This is a genomic window from Fulvivirga maritima (genome assembly GCF_021389955.1).
Lineage (GTDB): Bacteria > Bacteroidota > Bacteroidia > Cytophagales > Cyclobacteriaceae > Fulvivirga > Fulvivirga maritima.
Genome location: NZ_CP089980.1, coordinates 5,619,388 through 5,636,936, shown reverse-complemented (window position 1 = coordinate 5,636,936; position 17,549 = coordinate 5,619,388). Strand labels below are relative to the sequence as shown.

Genomic DNA, 17,549 nt, shown 5'->3' with positions numbered 1-17,549 from the left:
ATCAACATTTTTTCGGTTTATTTAAAAGTAGCCAGTAGAGGCCCAGCTGTTTTATTGTGTCAGTAAATTTTGTAAAGTTTACTGGTTTAACAATATAGCTATTGGCTCCTAGCTGATAGGCTTTGCGTATGTCATTGTCTTCATTAGAAGAGGTAAGAATGACCACGGGTATTTCTCTAAAAATGGGTGACTTTTTAAGTTCAGTAAGCACCTCCAGGCCGCTTACTTTAGGCAGTTTAAGGTCTAATAAGATAAGTTTTGGCAGTGCACTAAGTTCTTTGAATCGATCTCCAAATAAGAAATCGAGAGCTTCCTGGCCATCTTCCAGTAAATGGATTCTATTAGCCATGCGATGCTCCTGAAAAGAATCTATGGCTAGCTCAGCATCGGCCATGTTATCTTCTATATATATAACTTCTATGTATTCTTGTGTTATCACGTTTGTTTGGTTTTTATGGTAAAATAAAAAGTAGCTCCTTTGCCAGGTTCGCTCTCGCCCCAAATTTCACCACCATGCTTATGAATGATCAGTTGGGAGATGGCCAGGCCTACGCCAGTACCTTCAAAATCTTTATCACTATGTAGCCTTTGGAATACGCCGAAAAGCTTGTTTTTATGCCTCATATCAAAACCTACTCCGTTATCTTTTACAAAATGTGTTTTCACCATTGATAATATTTTGCCCCACCTCAATGATGGTTTCCTCTTTAGGTCTGCTATACTTAATAGCGTTTGATATGAGATTATTGAGCACTTGTTGTAGCATAACAGCATCACCTACAATTTCTGGTAGCGGATTTACAATAAAATCTATTTTACGATCTTCGCTTTCCAGTGCCTTGAGTTCTTCATAAGCTCTGTTAAAGAGTAAAACCACATCTATTTTAGATAAAGAGATATTTTCTCTCGATATTCTTGAAAAGGCCAATATATCATCAATAAGCCTATCCATTTGTACAGTGTTTTTTACTATGACGTCTAGTAAGCGCTTGCCTTCTGCATTGAGTTGGTGACCTTGCTTATTCAGTAGTTTATTACTAAAGCCGGTTATGGCGCGGAGGGGTGCTCTTAAGTCATGAGATACCGAATAGCTAAAGGCTTCTAATTCCTTATTAGTTTTTATAAGGTCGTTGTTTAGCTTTTGAATCTTTTCCTCTTTTTGTTTCAGTTCTGTAATGTCTTGCTTTAAACCTATAGCCTTTATGGGTTTATCATCGTTATAAGTGAAGTAGCAGTTGTTTCTCACGTGTTGGATCTTGCCTGAAATAGCATTTTTGACCCTGTAATCAGCCTGGAAAAATTCGTGAAGAAGTATGGAATCATGAAATTGTTTATTGACTGCCAGGTAATCTTCAGAATATACATGTGCTGACATGCCTGCTATTGATGTATGCTTATTAGTGAAGCCAAAGAGGTTAATGTAATTATCAGATAATAGGGCTTGTTCAGTACTGAGATCTATCTCGTAATAGCCCATTTTCCCTAGTTTTTGAGAGATCTCCATATTTTTGAGGTATTCTTTTCTCTCATTTTCTTTTTTAATTCTTTCGCTGATATCGCGTATAGAAGCGGCTATTTGTACTTCATTTTCTTCTGAGTAAATGGGAGAGAGCGACACTTCTACGGGAAATTCTTCTCCCGATTTAGTAATCCCCGTTAAATTTAAGTCATTATTCATCATTCGCGTTTTAGGATCCTTCACATATTCTGATCGGTATTGCTTATGACTTTTGTGGTATCTATGAGGAATGAGGAGTTCTATGGGCTCGCCTAAGAATTGCTTCTGAGTGTATCCAAACATTTTGGAAGCCAGTTGATTGCAGTAAGTGATTATTCCATTTTGGTTTACTATTACCATAGCATCTGGCGTGCTATGGAGTAGATTTTTGAATTTTTTTTCAGAGGCTATTAACTTTTCTTCTGTTTTTTTCCTTTGTGTAAGATCCTGAGTGACTTCTACAAACCCGGTAGGGCTATGGTCAGCATCGTAAAGGGGAGAAATGACCGTGTTAACCCAATAGTTAGAACCGTCTTTTCTTTCTCGCCAGCCAGAGTCAGACGCTTTACCATAAGCTAGGGCTGATTCAAGTAGTTTGTGAGGTTTGCCATTATAGCTTTTGGGGTATAGGTTAGAAAATGGCTTATGTAAAATCTCCTGGCTGCTATACCCCGTAATTCTGGTAGCTCCTTTATTCCAGAGATCAACATTTCCGGCCAGGTCTAAACTGATAATAGAGTAATCTGATATTTCATTTACTACCTGTCTGTAGCGCTGTTCTGATTCTGTTAGAGAACGTACTAGTTGGTTTTTCTCTTCATCTTTTTGGGTGATGATGTAAGCCGCATAAATAACAATAAGTGTAGTTATAAGACTAAGTAATGCCAAACTAAGGATTACTCTCAGTTCAGTATCAAGATTACTATTAAGGAAACTATGGCCAATATACCAGCTAAATAGTAGAGGCAAAATAACCACTACTGGCAGTACAATCCGCATGATTTTACCCCCTAATGATGGTCCTAAAAACAGGCCTGCTAAGCCAATTTTCGGATCTATATTAAAGATGCCGATAAAGACAATAATCATGCACATGGCCGTAATGGGAGACATACCTATGCCTGAACTAGGCAGGCTGGTATAAAAATTACTTACAATAGATAGGTGCCCGTAAATAGCTGCCCAAGGTATGCTTATACCGGTAAAGCTTAGAATGTTAGCATAGGTATAGTATTTATTGTTTTTAAAAGAAGTGAATAATAGGGCTATGGCGGCTATTAATACTGAAATTAAGGTTCTTGGGGAAGGACGTTGGCTAATATCAATTTCATACGAGGTAGCGCTTGTGAATAAGGTCTCAAGTCGTGGTAATTGTAGCTTATATTCCAGTAAAATCCATATAGACATGATGATGAGGGTGTAGCTGAGGATAAAGGAAAGTTTATCAGCTGTTCCTCCGGTCGTTCTGATTAGTATTATGCCTAATGAAGAAAGCATAAAAGTAGTGGTAAGCGTAGTAGCGGGAAAATCATCACTTATACTTACAAAAAATGTGATTTGTAGCCACCAGCCTAATAATACTAAGGTGCATAAAATAAGCACCAGCCACCCCGAAAAGGATACTGTTCTAAATTTCATTTGGCTTAGAGTCGTTCACTGGTTTTAAATCAAGTTAGTTAATTTTATATAAACATAATATGATAATTGCTTTTTAAAATCATACGTTATTTAATATATATTTTAATTGTGTGGATTTTGCTAATATATTTTTATAATTTATAATAAGATCTACTTAGGGGTTATTAAGTAGTTTGAAGTCACTAAGTTTTTAAATGATTGATAATCAATAGAATATGTTAGTGGATGCCTCATATATAACTGATGAGTTGGAGCGTGCAAAGCTGATAGCTGATCACACTACAAATTTCATAGTGTTTACGGATGCTTATGGGCTGATTATGTGGGTAAATAAAACCTTTGAACGAGCTACAGAATATTCGCTTAATGAAGTGATCGGGCGTAAACCTGGTGATGTTTTGCAAGGTCCACTTACTAATACGGAGACCATATCTTTTATGAGTAAGAATATAAAAGATGCCGTACGCTTTAAGGTAGATGTAATCAATTACACGAAAAGTGGTAAGGAATATTGGGTTGAAGTGGATATCATTCCTTTAAAAAATAAAGCTGATAAGGTCATTGGCTATATGTCTATTCAGAATAATGTGTCTAACGTGAAGATGGTAATCGGCGAGATGCTCAACGCCAAGGCTATATTAAGAACCGTACTAGACACTGTGCCATTTCATGTTTCGGTGAAAGATGCCCAGGGACGCTTTATGTTTTATAATCAGGCATTTCTTAATGACTTTATGCAAGGCAATGTAGAGAATGAAGCCTTGGTGCCCAGAAAACTCAGTCCTGTAGAGTATAAAGTCTTAACTACTAATCAGAAAATAGTTCTTGAGCAAAATTTAGTAATAAGAGGAGAGGTGCGGAGTTTTCTTACCTTGAAATTTCCGGTGGAAAATTCGGTGGGGCAGGTGGCTATGGTAGGTAGGGTTTCTATTGACTTTACTGAATTGAGGCAAACTAAAGAAACCCTTAGAGAGCAAGAGCAGCTATATTTCTCCACTGTTAAGTCCATTAATGATGGAGTGGCCACCATAGATAAAAGTTTCAAAATATCATATATCAACCCAAGTGCGGAGCGCATGATTGGTTATAAGCTAAATGAAGTACAGGGGAAACTCTTTTATGATGTGCTCCATTTTTCTTTCGCCGCTGATGATGATGAAATGATAAACCCTTTACAATGCCGATTGGATGAAGATAATGATGTGCTGAAAAATGAAATTTATATATTATCAAAGTCTGGCAAGAAAATACCAGTAGAAAGCAGCCTAACAGAAATGTTAGATTCTAATGAAAATTATGCAGGAATAGTAATATTCTTTAAAGATATATCTGATAGAGTAGCCAGAACAAAGCTGGAGGCAGACATGGAGGTGAGAAGAATGGCGGCTATGATAGAGGGGCAGGAAGGAGAAAGAAGTCGCATAGCTAAAGAGTTGCATGATGGACTTGGGCAGATGCTTAACCTTATTAAAATGAAACTCTATATGAGCATTCAACACTCTGATGATGAACTATTGCATCTGATTGATGATACTATTCAAGAAGCCACCAGAATGTCTGAAAACCTTATTCCTGCTAAGCTTAGAGACTTTGACCTGGCTACGGCACTTAATGCTCTGGTGAAGCAACTCAATACTATTTATAATCTTAAAATTTCCTTTTACTCCTCTATAAACAATAAAATAGTAGATAATAAAAAAATTAATTTATACAGAATAGCGCAAGAGGCTATAAATAATGCTCTGAAGCATTCAGGAGCATCTCAAATTTCTGTTTCTCTAATAGAGGATGATGAAATTATAAGGCTATCTGTAGAAGATAACGGCCGTGGTATAGATCATGATAATCTGGAAAAAGGAGATATGAAAACAAGATCTTTTCATCATGGTATGGCTAATATGAGAGAAAGAACTAAAATAATGAATGGCTTTCTGATTATTGAGTCCAACAAGGGGTTGGGAACTTTAATCATTTCAGAAATTCCCAAATAAACTAATATGCAAAAATATAAAGTTCTGGTAGCAGATGATCATGACTTATTTAGAGAGGGCATTAAAACCCTACTTAAAAAGATGAATAACGTCATATTAGCCGGAGAGGTGAAAAGAGGTAAGCACGTAGTGAAGCTTTATAAAGAGGTGAAGCCTGATGCCGTAATCATGGATATTTCTATGCCTGATATCAATGGTATTGAAGCTACCAAGGAGATTTTAAAAATTGACCCTCAGGCAAAAATAATAATACTATCAATGCATGATGATGAGGAATATATAGGCAGGTGTCTTGATGCTGGTGTAAAAGGCTACGTGATTAAAAGTGAGAGTGGTATGGAGCTTAGGCATACTATAGAGTTGGTATTGCAGGGTAACAGCTACTTTAGTCATTTTGCACAAGATATTGTACTCAGCCGTTTAAAACAGTATCGGTCCCATAAACAAACTCCTCTGGAGCAACCTCACATTACTAAAAGAGAGCTGCAAATACTCATCCTTATTGCACAGGGGTTAACCAGCAATGCTATTGCAGAAAAACTATTTATTAGCATTAGAACGGTGGAAACGCATAGAACCAACATTATGCGAAAGCTAGGAGTCAAAAATGTGGTCGAACTCATTAACAAAGCTACAGAATTGGATCTGGTATAAGTAGTTACTCGTAGAGGCAAATCATTCATTATACGTATACTAATATACAATCAATTTGCGATTGAAGATGGCTGAGGATGGAACTACCTTTATACATGATATTATTAAAGCCTTCTTATATGGAACTTTCACCCAATAGTGATTTTAAAAATAGCACGCTTACTGGGGTGTTTGATCATTTGTTGCAGGGGAATAATGGAGTGGCTATCATCAATAGTGAGAAAAAAATTCTTGAGTACAATGAATTATTTAGAGAGATTTTTGGAGAAGTTGGATGCTTAGATGATATTCTGAATTATCCCGGACAAAACGATCTGGAAGAACAGGTATTTAGTTTTTTAAACACCTGTGAGCACAACCGGTCTCGTAGTTTTAGCATATTTACTAAAAGTGAGTATGTAAAGCTAAGTCTTAGCTGTTTTAAGTATGATGAGTTAAAATACTTCATAGCTAAGGTAGAGCAAGTCTCCGATAACTACCCCATATCTAACTTGGTAAGGGAGTCATTGGCATTTTCAAAACTTATAGCCAGCAGTACGTTTGAGCTTATTTTTATGTGTACCGAAGATGGTAAGCTGGTATACTTTAACAAGCTTTTTGCTAAAACGCTAGACTACCCATCATTACTAGCCGCACGAAAAAAAGGAGTTAATGAGATACTAAGCGGAGACTTTTTGCGAATTAAAGATGAGCTTAATGCCTCAGAATCTAATCTGATTACCGAGCAGGTATGGCTCAGGAAAAACAATGGTGGTCTTATTCGTGGTCTGGCCAATATCAGCATACATAGAAACAGGCATGGAGAGTATATTTATAACTGGGTGGTGCTTGATCTTACACAGTATACAGAATATGAAAAATACCTTAAGACCACCAACACTCAGTTAAAAAGGGTCAGTTTTCAGCTCGAGCAGTTTTTATACAGTACCTCTCATGATTTGCGATCTCCGCTTACCTCTATTATGGGGCTGGTAAATCTCATAAAAGGGGAGGTGCAAAATGATACCGTAGAGAAATATGTAAATCTTATAGAGCAGACGGCCTTTGGTCTTGATACGGTAATCAAAAACATAGCCTATCTTACCAGAATAAATTATTATGAGTCTAACTATGAAAGGATAGATATGCAAAGACTCATCTGGAATATGATTAGTGAATATACTCGAGATCCTGAAAGTAAAGCCATAGATTGGAAAGTGGAAGTAGATGAGAGCTTTTACTTTTATTCAGATGAAGAGAAGATTGAAATTATACTGGATCAGCTCATTAAAAATGCTGTTGCCTTTAGAGATTCAACTAAAGCTCAATCTATAATAGAAATTACTGTCATGGAGCAAAATGATAATGTGGTCATTACAGTATTTGATAATGGTTTGGGTATAGAAGATAAGCATATTAAACTGGTTTGTAATTTATTCTACAAAGCATCAGCAGTGTCATCAGGCTCGGGCCTTGGTTTGTTTATAGTGAAGGAAGCCTTAGATAATCTTGATGGCAAACTAAATATAGGATCCCAAATAGGAGTGGGCTCTTGGATTACCATGGAAATACCGAATCAAAAGCGAAAGTATATGGTAACAGATTCCCGTAAAAGTAAAAACAATAGTAAGATGCGGTAAACCTCCGGTTTACTTTTTCCGCACAGGTCATTTCTTTTTTATTTTTCTTTAAAAATGCATGAGTTGAAGAGTAGCGCGCTCAAAATTATTTGGGCGAAGTGAAACCCCTTTGATTTTATTTAAAAGGACTTTTACTACGTACTTATTCTTAAAGCTAAGTAGATATTCGTACAACTTAAATACGTACAATTTTGCATTGAAAAGGTGTAGCTCTGATTATAGATTTACTTAAAATCACCTCAAATATGAGAGCCAAACTTTCAATGATTAACAATTTTTTTAAACACACAATTTTTTTGGTGTTGTTTATTTTGAGCTTAAATTCTGTCAATGGTCAGACTCGGCCAAACGCTACAATTAGTACGGGAATAGGTGGAATTTGTCTGTTTTGTTCTGTGGACAATCCAGATAGAGCGTGGGATGCTAATGTTTCCAGCTTCGCTTCAATTCACTTCGGTGTATTGGGTGTTGCAGGATTTGGACAGGTAACGTATGGATTTCCTAATGCATTGCCTGACAATGAGATTATCACTTTAGAAATGCAGTTTGATGGGTCACCTATTTCATTAATCACTTTGGATCTTTTTGAAAGGTTGCAAATAGATTTAATGGATGCGGCTGGTAATGTGTTAATTACTTATGATAACAATGCTTTACTAAATCTGAATTTGGAGGTGCTGGATGCCTCCTCAAACCGTTTTAGAATTCATATCTTAAATACTAACCCAGCTACTCGACGAATCAGAATTATTTCTGGGGACTTGCTTTCGCTAGGGTTATTAGCCCATGATTTAAGAATCTATGATATCACAGCGCATACTGATCAAGAAGCAGTATACACAGTACAGCCAGCTAAGCCTATTAATGATTATACTAATGCAGAGGTAATAGCTTCGGCTGTTGATCCGGATGGCGAAATTGCTTCAGCCCAAGTGACAGCGGGAAGTTTACCAACGGGTTTAGCGCTAGCTAGTGATGGTACTATTACAGTAAATAACACGACGCAATTGGTAGTTGGAAGTTATACTTTCACAGTAACTACTACGGATGAATTTTCAGGAACTACAGCTACTGAGCTTACCATAGTTATCAATCCGGCAGATGTGGAGGCGGTTTACGTGGTTAACCCTGCCAAACCTATAAATGATTATGCTGATAATGAAGCCTTAGCTACCGTAACAGATGCCAATGGCCCAATAGTGTCAGCCGTGGTGAGTAGTGGAGCCTTGCCTCCAGGTGTAGTGTTGGCTACTGATGGTACCATCTCGGTGCCAGATACATCAGCACTTGTAGTAGGCAGCTATACTTTTGAAGTAACTACTACTGATGTTAACGGGGGCCAAACCTCAACGAGCATCACTTTAGAGTTTAATCCTTCAGACGGGGAGGCAGTGTACGTTATAGAACCGGCCAAGCCAGTCAATGACTATACAAACGGAGAAGTAATCGCGTCAGTAACTGATCCTAACGGAGCTATTGTTTCCGCTACGGTTACAGATGGTGCCCTTCCTTCTGGTGTTGCTTTAGCTTCTGACGGTACAGTGACCATCACTAATCCCGGCGACCTGGTGCCCGGAGAATATACCTTTGAAGTGACTACCGAAGATGAAGGCGGTGGTATAACAACTACTACCATTACGCTAGAATTTAATGAAGCAGATGTGGAGGCGGTTTACGTGGTTAACCCTGCTAAGCCTATAAATGATTATGCTGATAATGAAGCCTTAGCTACGGTAAATGATGCCAATGGCCCAATAGTATCAGCCGTGGTGAGTAATGGAGCCTTGCCTCCAGGTGTAGTGTTGGCTACCGATGGTAATATCTCGGTGCCAGATGCATCAGCACTTGTAGTAGGAAGCTATACTTTTGAAGTAACTACTACTGATGTTAACGGGGGCCAAACCTCAACGAGCATCACTTTAGAGTTTAATCCTTCAGACGGGGAGGCAGTGTACGTTATAGAACCAGCCAAGCCGGTCAATGACTATACAAACGGAGAAGTAATCGCGTCAGTGACGGATCCTAACGGAGCTATTGTTTCCGCTACGGTTACAGATGGTACCCTTCCTCCTGGTGTTGCTTTAGCTTCTGACGGTACAGTGACCATCACTAATCCCGGCGACCTAGTGCCCGGTGAATATACCTTTGAAGTGACTACCGAAGATGAGGGTGGTGGGATCACAACTACTACTATTACGCTAGAATTTAATGAAGCAGATGTGGAGGCGGTTTACGTGGTTAACCCTGCTAAGCCTATAAATGATTATGCTGATAGTGAAGCCTTAGCTACTGTAACAGATGCCAATGGCCCAATAGTGTCAGCCGTGGTGAGTAGTGGAGCCTTGCCTCCAGGTGTAGTGTTGGCTACTGATGGTACTATCTCGGTGCCAGATGCATCAGCTCTTGTAGTAGGCAGCTATACTTTTGAAGTAACTACTACTGATGTTAACGGGGGGCAAACCTCAACGAGCATCACTTTAGAGTTTAATCCTTCAGACGGGGAGGCAGTGTACGTTATAGAACCAGCCAAGCCAGTCAATGACTATACAAACGGAGAAGTAATCGCGTCAGTAACTGATCCTAACGGAGCCATTGTTTCCGCTACGGTTACAGATGGTGCTCTTCCTCCTGGTGTTGCCTTGGCTTCTGACGGTACAGTGACCATCACTAATCCCGGTGATCTGGTGCCCGGTGAATATAGCTTTGAAGTGACGACGGAAGATGAAGGCGGTGGCATTACTACTACTACAATCACTTTAGATTTTAATGAAGCTGATGTAGAAGCAATATATGATATAGATCCACCTAAGCCGGTAAACGACTATGTGGATGCAGAAATAATAGCAACAGTTACTGATGCTAATGGACCTATTGTAAATGCTGCCGTGAGTGGAGGAAGCTTGCCGGCAGGGGTAACATTGCAAGCAGATGGTTCACTGGTAGTTTCCAATGCAGCAGGGTTGATAGTAGGAAGTTATTCGTTTCAGGTCACAACTACTGATGTAGGGGGTGGGCAGACTACCAGTAACATCTCTTTAACTTTTAATAACGCAGATATAGAAGCGGTGTATGATGTGATGGCCGCTAAGCCAGCCAATGATTATGAAGATGATGATTTGTTAGCTACTGTTACTGATGCTAATGGAGCTATCGTCTCAGCTGATCTAATCACGGGTTCATTGCCGCCAGGAACAGTGCTGGAATCTGATGGAACAATCAGAGTTATTTCTGATGATCAGCTAGTTGGTGGGGTTTATAACATTACTGTTCTCACCAAAGATGTGATCAATGGAACTACTTTAAGTAATCTTTTAATAATGATTCATGCTGCCGATATAGAGGCGGTATATACTTTAGCTCCGGCTAAAGAGATAGATCAATATGCTAATGCAGAGGTGATAGCTACTGTTACTGATGCCAATGGAGCTATTGTTAATGCAGTAGTTACTTCTGGTGTATTGCCAGCAGGTACAGCTATTGAGGCCAATGGTACGGTGTCAGTTACTAATTCGGCTCTGCTTACAGTGGGTTCATTTCCAGTTCAGGTTACTACCACTGATGTACATGGAGGTGTAAGCGTTAGCAATTTCACTATTGTATTTAAACCCATTGCGGATACAGATAATGAATCTGTTTATACGGTTTTTCCCTCAAAACCTGCTAACGATTATAGTGAGAATGACGTTTTAGCCGAAGTGTCAGATCCTGATGGAGACATAGTCAGTGCCGTAGTAACCTCTGGAGATTTGCCTCCGGGAGTTATTCTACAATCAGATGGTACCGTGCTGGTAGATGATCCCGGCTTGCTTGAAGAAGGAACTTACAGTGTAACTGTTGAAACTACTGATGAGCAGGGGGGGACCTCTAGCGGAAGCATTACGCTGGTGATAGATGAACCGGTAATTACGAACATAACCGTAGGTATTGCTAAGCTCGCCAGTGTGCCTCAACCTTTGTCAGGCGGCCAGTTTAGAGTAGTTTTTACAATTACTTTAGAAAACTTTGGAAACACCACGCTTGATAATATAAGAGTGCTAGATGATCTGACGGCTGCTTTCCCTGCACCAGCTACTTATGAGGTGTCTTCTGTGGCTACTACCGGAATGCTCATGAGTAACCCCAATTATAACGGGGGATTCTGATAAGAATTTGTTGGCAACAGGAAGTATACTTAATATAGGAGAGTCTCGCACTATTGTGCTAACGGTAGTGGCTAATTCTCAAGGAGAAGCTACTAGCTATGCCAACTCAGCTACGGTGGAGGTAGAAGGACAGGGAGGTGCTTTCTTTTCAGATATTTCTCATAATGGAAACAATCCTGATCCTAATGGAAATGGAGATCCTACAGAAGCCGGAGAGAATGATCCTACTCCTGTAAACTTAGATTTTACACCTCAGATTGGTGTAGCTAAAAGTGCGGGTGTATCTATCTTTCAGGAAGATGGAAGTTATACATTAAGTTATCTGTTTACCGTAGAGAACCTAGGAAATGTGAATCTCCAAAATGTACAGGTGACGGATCATTTGAGAAATACATTTCCTGCTCCAGTCCAGTTTTCAGTAGTGGAAATGGTAACTACTGGTTCTTTGGTTTCTAATTCTAATTTTGATGGAGTAAGTGATTTAAACCTACTGGCATCGGGCAGCACTTTGCCTGTGGGAGAGGTAGAAACTATTCGTCTTACACTTTCCGTAAGGCTTAATGGCGCAGTAGGGCCATTTATGAACTCTGCTACCGGTAGCGCTACAGGTGTGGGAGGTACAGGTAACACTAGCGATGATTCAGCTCCGGGAACAGATCCTGATCCTAATGGAAACGGGTTTCCAGGTGATCCTGGTGAAGATGGAGGGACATCAACCACCATCGATAGGGTGCCTATTGTAGGGCTGGCCATGTCAGCGGCCACTCCAACACTTCTGGAGAATGGTAATTATGAAGTAAATTATGTATTGGTAGTAGAAAACCTGGGCAGCGTGCCTCTATATAGAATCTCTGTATTAGATGTACTATCGTCATTCGTTTTCCCGGCTGATATGCCTTATACAATACTTAGTCTTTCGGCAACTAATGGCTTAGTGGTAAATGAAGATTATGACGGGGATCTGGATATTAATATGATTGACCCTGCTCAAAGTACATTAGCAATAGGTGCTACTGCTATGATCATGCTAAGTCTAGAGGTTGATAATGGAGACCGCATTGGGCCTTTTAACAATATAGCCATTGTTTCTGCTTATAATCAGGATGAGTCACTCACCTTTACTGATATTTCTGTTAATGGGTTAGATCCTGATCCTAATGGTAATGGCTTGCCTAATGATCCGGATGAGGATAATCATACACCCATATTCTTGAGTTTGGTACCAGTAATAGGTGTAGCTAATCATGTGGAAACGCCAGAGTTACAAAGTGACGGTTCGTATATAGTAGATTTTACTGTTACGGTGGAGAATTTTGGTAATGAGGCCTTATCTGATGTGCGATTAACTTCAGATTTACGCACGGCCTTTTCAGCTAATGCAGAAGTAGAAATAACAACAGCACCATCAGTACCTTCTAATCTTGTTGTAAACAGCGCTTTTGATGGAGTTACTGAAACACAGTTAATAGATGATGGTCAGCTGGAAGTGGGTGAAGTGGAGACCGTGACCTTTAGCATAAAGGTAAGTGAAGGCGGAGGCATAGGAGTGTATTATAGCCAGGTGCAAGCCACAGGAGTAGGTGCACAATCATTAAGTTTTACTTCGGACTTATCTCAGGAAGGTCTTGATGCTGACCCTAACGGTGATGGAAGACCTGATGAAAATGATCCTACTACCATAAGAGTAGAGCCCAATAATATACTGGGAATTGGTACATCTGCTAGTGATTATAATTGGTTAAACCCTTGTAATATCGAGTTTCAGGGTGAAGTCAGGATTAAGAATTTTGGAATAGATACTATTGAGGATATTGTTTTAGAATATGATCTAAGCAGTATATTTCCTTCTCCTATAACTTTTGAGGTGGTATCAATAGAAGCCTCTCAGGGCGTGAACATTAATCCTGAATTTGATGGCGAAACTAATACCTTTTTAACCAGAGAATTTGATCTGGAGAGTGGTGGCGAAGTAACCATTGAATATATAATAGCACTTTCACCTGAAGGTAGCTTTGGTGAGTATACTACTCAAATCAATGCCTCAGCTATGTATTTAGGAGAAACGCTTACTACCGCATCATTTGATTATGCAGGAGATGACTTTGAAGGAGTACCAGCAGAAAGGGCTCCAACTACAATTATGATTGAAGCTCCTGAACAGTTTATTCCAGAAGGATTCTCACCGAATGGCGATGGCATTCAGGATACTTTTGATCTGACATTAGGGTGTGGGCTTACTGCCGAGTTAGATGTATTTAACCGATGGGGAGACACCGTCTACCATAGTGGATCTTATAATAATGATTGGAAAGGAGAAACAAGTAAAGGATCACTAATAGGTGATACGCTTCCTAATGGCGTCTATTACTATACGCTTAAGATTAGTAACGGACAGGTGATCAAAAGTTTTGTAGTTATTAACCGATAAGAATCATGTATAAAAACATCACATATATATTCATAATAGTAGGATCGCTATTTCTTGTAAGAATGGAAGCTAAGGCACAGCAAGATCCTGTGTATTCACAATACATGTTTAATATGCTCACTATTAACCCGGCTTATGCAGGAAATAGGGAGGTGCTTAGTGTCACTTCTATTTACCGGTCTCAATGGCGAAACATTGAAGGAGGAATGAATACTCAGCTATTTACCGCTGATGTGGGCTTAAAGAATAAAAAGGTAGGCCTGGGTCTGCAAGTCTTTAATGACAATGTGGAGATTATTAGAAATACTGGTTTTTATGCTATGTATTCTTATAAAATCAGACTGAATAAAGGCGTGCTTAACTTCGGTATACAAGCAGGAGCAGTTAAGTTCAAAGCTAACTATAATCAGCTGCAGCTTTATGATTACAATGACCCTGCTTTTATGGATAATCAAAATGAGTTTAGGGTGAATTTTGGCGCAGGCCTATTTTACAATACAGATCGCTTTTATGTAGGCTTTTCAGTGCCACACCTTACAGGGCAAGGCAGGGTAGAAGTAGCGGAAAGCAGTCAGAATATTTATGAGCAGAGTAATCACTGGTTTCTTACCGGAGGCTATGTGTTTGATATAAGTCCTGATATAGATCTAAAGCCGTCATTCTTGTTGAGGGCGGTAAATGGAGCGCCTCTGCATTATGATATAGGTACCACGGTGTGGCTAATGAACTTGGCTGCCGTGGGTGTTTCATACAGATCTAGCGAAGTGGTAGTCGGGATGCTGGAGCTTCAACTGATACCACAGCTAAGAATAGGCTATGCTTATGACCTTACTCTTTCAGAGTTAGGTCGGCATAGTACGCATGAGATTATGTTGAGGTATGAGTTTGGGTACTCTAAGAAGGATTTGGTATCACCAAGGTTTTTTTAATGCACAGGGTTCAAAACAGTTAAGGTTATGAAAAATTATTTAAAATCGGCGCTAATTATTTTACTAGTGTGCATAGTGACCATTGGTAAATCGCAGTCTATAGCTAAGAAGGTAGCCAACAAAAAGTTTGCTGATAAGAGCTACGCTGAAGCCGCCAAAATATATGAGGATATTCTGGATAGTAAACCTGATGACCAAGAAGTAATAGTAAAATTAGCAGAATGTTATAAGGCTACTAATCAGAATAAAAAGGCACTCGCTTTATATAGTGAATTGGTAAATCAGGGAGATCCGGATCCAGGTAACGTGTGGAAATATGCCATGCTTTTAGTTGAAGAAAAGGATTACAAAACGGCTGATAGTTGGTTTAAGAGGTATTATAAAATGGTGCCTACAGATGATAGAGGTAGGAAATTTTCGACTGCATATGAAAAAGTGGATGGGTATTTTGAAGATAGTGTGATATATACTGTAACCTATTTGCATGGATTAAACTCATGGCAGGGAGATTTTAGTCCCTTCCTGTTAAATAAAGGCTTAGCCTTTTGCTCATCGCGCAAGCAAGAAGTAGGAATAAGAAAGGTATATGGCTATGATCAAACCCCATTGGTAGATTGGTACTTTGTGCCAGACACCAGTGCACTGCATGATGATATATATGCAGGGCTGCAGAGTGCTCAATACACAGTTGACCCTGAAAACGAAAAAAATGCCATGTATACGGCCAAAAATAGTGTAGACTCCGATATAATCGCTACTTATGGTGATACTTTTTTGAATGATAGTATACGTTACAATGTGAGGGCAAAAGCTGACTTGGTGAAGTTGAATCATAGTTTTAATAAACTACACGTTGGGCCGGCTTGCTATTCAGAAAAACTGGGGAAACTGATTTTTACAGCCAATGAGTCTGGAAATTCTAAGATTAAAAGGCTTAAATTATATACGGCCAAAGTAAAAGAGCACTCAATTGTAGGTGAGAAGGAATTGCCTTTTAATAGTGAGGATTATTCAATAGGTCACCCCAGTATGAGCCCAAATGGTAATAGACTTTATTTTACTTCTGATATGCCAGGAGGAAAAGGGGGTACCGATATTTATTACGTAGATTATAATGAAGGGGTCTGGTCAGAGCCAGTAAATATGAAGGCCATAAATACTGCTGGAGATGAGTCTTTCCCGTTTGTGAGAGGTAATGGAGATCTGTACTTCTCTTCTGACGGCCACCCCGGCCTTGGTGGATTAGATGTGTTTGTGGTAACTGTTGAAGAAGGTGAAGAAATTTCGAATTTCAAAAATATAGGAGCACCTATCAACTCTTCTAATGATGATTTTGGCATCGTATTTCTGAGTTCTACCCATGGTTATTTTAGTTCTAACCGAAAAAGAGGACTTACTGATGATGATCTCTATCATTTTGAAAAACAGTGTCATTCTGTAGAGCTAACGGTCTATAATGAAGGAAAGAATAACCTGTTAGAGCAGGCCACAGTTACGGTCAATGATATTGAAACGCACGTTACTGATTATAAAGGTAAGGTTCGGTTATGTGTAGATGAAGGCTCTAATTTCTTTAATATCTCCAAAAAGGGTTTTGCCCCGCAGAATATCAATAGCAAAGAGTCATTTATTAGTGTGATGATGACTCCACTCAATTTTTCTGTTAATGGTAAGATTTTAAGTAATGCCACAGGTGAAGCGCTTGAAGGGGTAAAGATTGAACTACTCAATCAGACTGAAGGAGCATTGGTGAAGGAGTTTACCACTACAGCGGACAACTATAAATATAATTTTGAATTGGAAGCGGAAACAGAGTATCTGCTCACTGCGTCAAAAAGCGGATGTGGTACTAACAGAATATTTATTAGTACCGTAGGTTTTACAAAATCACAAGAATTTAATCAAGATCTTTCTATTCTGTGTACAGGTGATATAGTACAGGTTCAAAACATATACTACGAGGTGAATAAAGCAGAAATTACGGCTCAGGCAGCTCAGGAGTTGGATAAGTTAGCTGAATTAATGCAGAAATATCCTGATATGAGAATAGAGCTTCGTTCTCATACTGATAGCAGAGCAACCGCTGAGTTTAACATGAAGCTTTCTGCTTTGAGGGCGCAGGCAGTGGTAGATTATTTAACTACCAAAGGCATTGTTCCATACCGTATGCGTGCTACAGGATATGGTGAGTCGCAGTTGTTAAATAACTGTGGTGATGGCATCGAGTGCTCTGAATTTGAGCATCAACAAAACAGAAGAACAGAATTTAAAGTACTCTCCATAGATGAGCGAATAGCTGATATTGATGGAGATCAAAATTTTCATATAGGCAAATCAACTAACCGGTAAGATTCCCATGGTTGAAGAAGAATAGTAGTTTAAGTTAGATGACTGATTTTTTGCTGGAGAATAGGATCCCGGGCCATTATGGTCGCGGGATTTTTTTTGTTATACCGTCCGATATCGGAGGGTTTAGTGTTCAAGATAGGGCATTATTTGGGTGAAAACTGTGGAGATAGCCATTATCAGTAATTTAGAGCGGTGGCACTTACTTTGCGAAAGCCGTAGTAACTAAACTTAACTCTATGATTCGGAATTACTTCATCTCAGCAGTTCGTTATTTTCTACGTCATAAACGTTTTACATTTCT

10 protein-coding genes are annotated in these 17,549 nt (G+C 39.2%); 7 read left to right on the top strand and 3 right to left on the bottom strand.

Going from position 1 to position 17,549, the window contains the following annotated elements:
- Position 1: 1 nt before the first annotated feature.
- The 3 genes from LVD15_RS23665 to LVD15_RS23655 are packed head-to-tail and all read right to left on the bottom strand — an operon-like array spanning position 2 to position 3,136.
- The gene (locus tag LVD15_RS23665) at positions 2-439 is read right to left on the bottom strand and encodes a response regulator (protein WP_233777653.1); all 438 of its coding nucleotides are present in this window, start codon (positions 437-439) and stop codon (positions 2-4) included.
- Positions 436-669 (bottom strand): sensor histidine kinase, encoded by a 234-nt coding sequence (locus tag LVD15_RS23660; protein ID WP_233777652.1) that lies wholly within the window; start codon positions 667-669, stop codon positions 436-438. The genes LVD15_RS23665 and LVD15_RS23660 overlap by 4 nt, the downstream gene beginning before the upstream one ends.
- Entirely contained in the window at positions 641-3,136 is a 2,496-nt protein-coding gene (locus LVD15_RS23655) for a PAS domain-containing sensor histidine kinase (protein ID WP_233777651.1), read from the bottom strand. The genes LVD15_RS23660 and LVD15_RS23655 overlap by 29 nt, the downstream gene beginning before the upstream one ends.
- A 215-nt stretch (positions 3,137-3,351) precedes the next feature.
- Between LVD15_RS23655 and LVD15_RS23650 the strand changes: the two genes are divergently transcribed.
- The 7 genes from LVD15_RS23650 (at position 3,352) to LVD15_RS23620 (ending at position 17,248) form a co-directional block, all read left to right on the top strand.
- Positions 3,352-5,127 carry a PAS domain S-box protein gene (locus LVD15_RS23650; RefSeq protein ID WP_233777650.1) on the top strand — a complete coding sequence of 592 codons (1,776 nt, stop codon included), beginning with the start codon at positions 3,352-3,354 and terminating at the stop codon, positions 5,125-5,127.
- A 6-nt stretch (positions 5,128-5,133) separates the two neighbouring features.
- Positions 5,134-5,781, top strand: a complete 648-nt coding sequence (locus tag LVD15_RS23645; protein ID WP_233777649.1) for a response regulator — start codon at positions 5,134-5,136, stop codon at positions 5,779-5,781.
- A 119-nt stretch (positions 5,782-5,900) separates the two neighbouring features.
- Positions 5,901-7,400 (top strand): PAS domain-containing sensor histidine kinase, encoded by a 1,500-nt coding sequence (locus LVD15_RS23640; protein WP_233777648.1) that lies wholly within the window; start codon positions 5,901-5,903, stop codon positions 7,398-7,400.
- Positions 7,401-7,795: 395 nt separating this feature from the next.
- The gene (locus tag LVD15_RS23635) at positions 7,796-11,542 is read left to right on the top strand and encodes a beta strand repeat-containing protein (protein WP_233777647.1); all 3,747 of its coding nucleotides are present in this window, start codon (positions 7,796-7,798) and stop codon (positions 11,540-11,542) included.
- A 10-nt stretch (positions 11,543-11,552) separates the two neighbouring features.
- Positions 11,553-13,970: a T9SS type B sorting domain-containing protein gene (locus LVD15_RS23630; RefSeq protein ID WP_233777646.1), complete on the top strand. Its 2,418-nt coding sequence runs from the start codon at positions 11,553-11,555 to the stop codon at positions 13,968-13,970.
- A 5-nt stretch (positions 13,971-13,975) separates the two neighbouring features.
- Positions 13,976-14,899, top strand: coding sequence for a PorP/SprF family type IX secretion system membrane protein (locus LVD15_RS23625; protein WP_233777645.1), 924 nt, complete (start codon positions 13,976-13,978; stop codon positions 14,897-14,899).
- Between the two features lie 27 nt (positions 14,900-14,926).
- Positions 14,927-17,248 carry an OmpA family protein gene (locus LVD15_RS23620; protein ID WP_233777644.1) on the top strand — a complete coding sequence of 774 codons (2,322 nt, stop codon included), beginning with the start codon at positions 14,927-14,929 and terminating at the stop codon, positions 17,246-17,248.
- Positions 17,249-17,549: the final 301 nt, after the last annotated feature.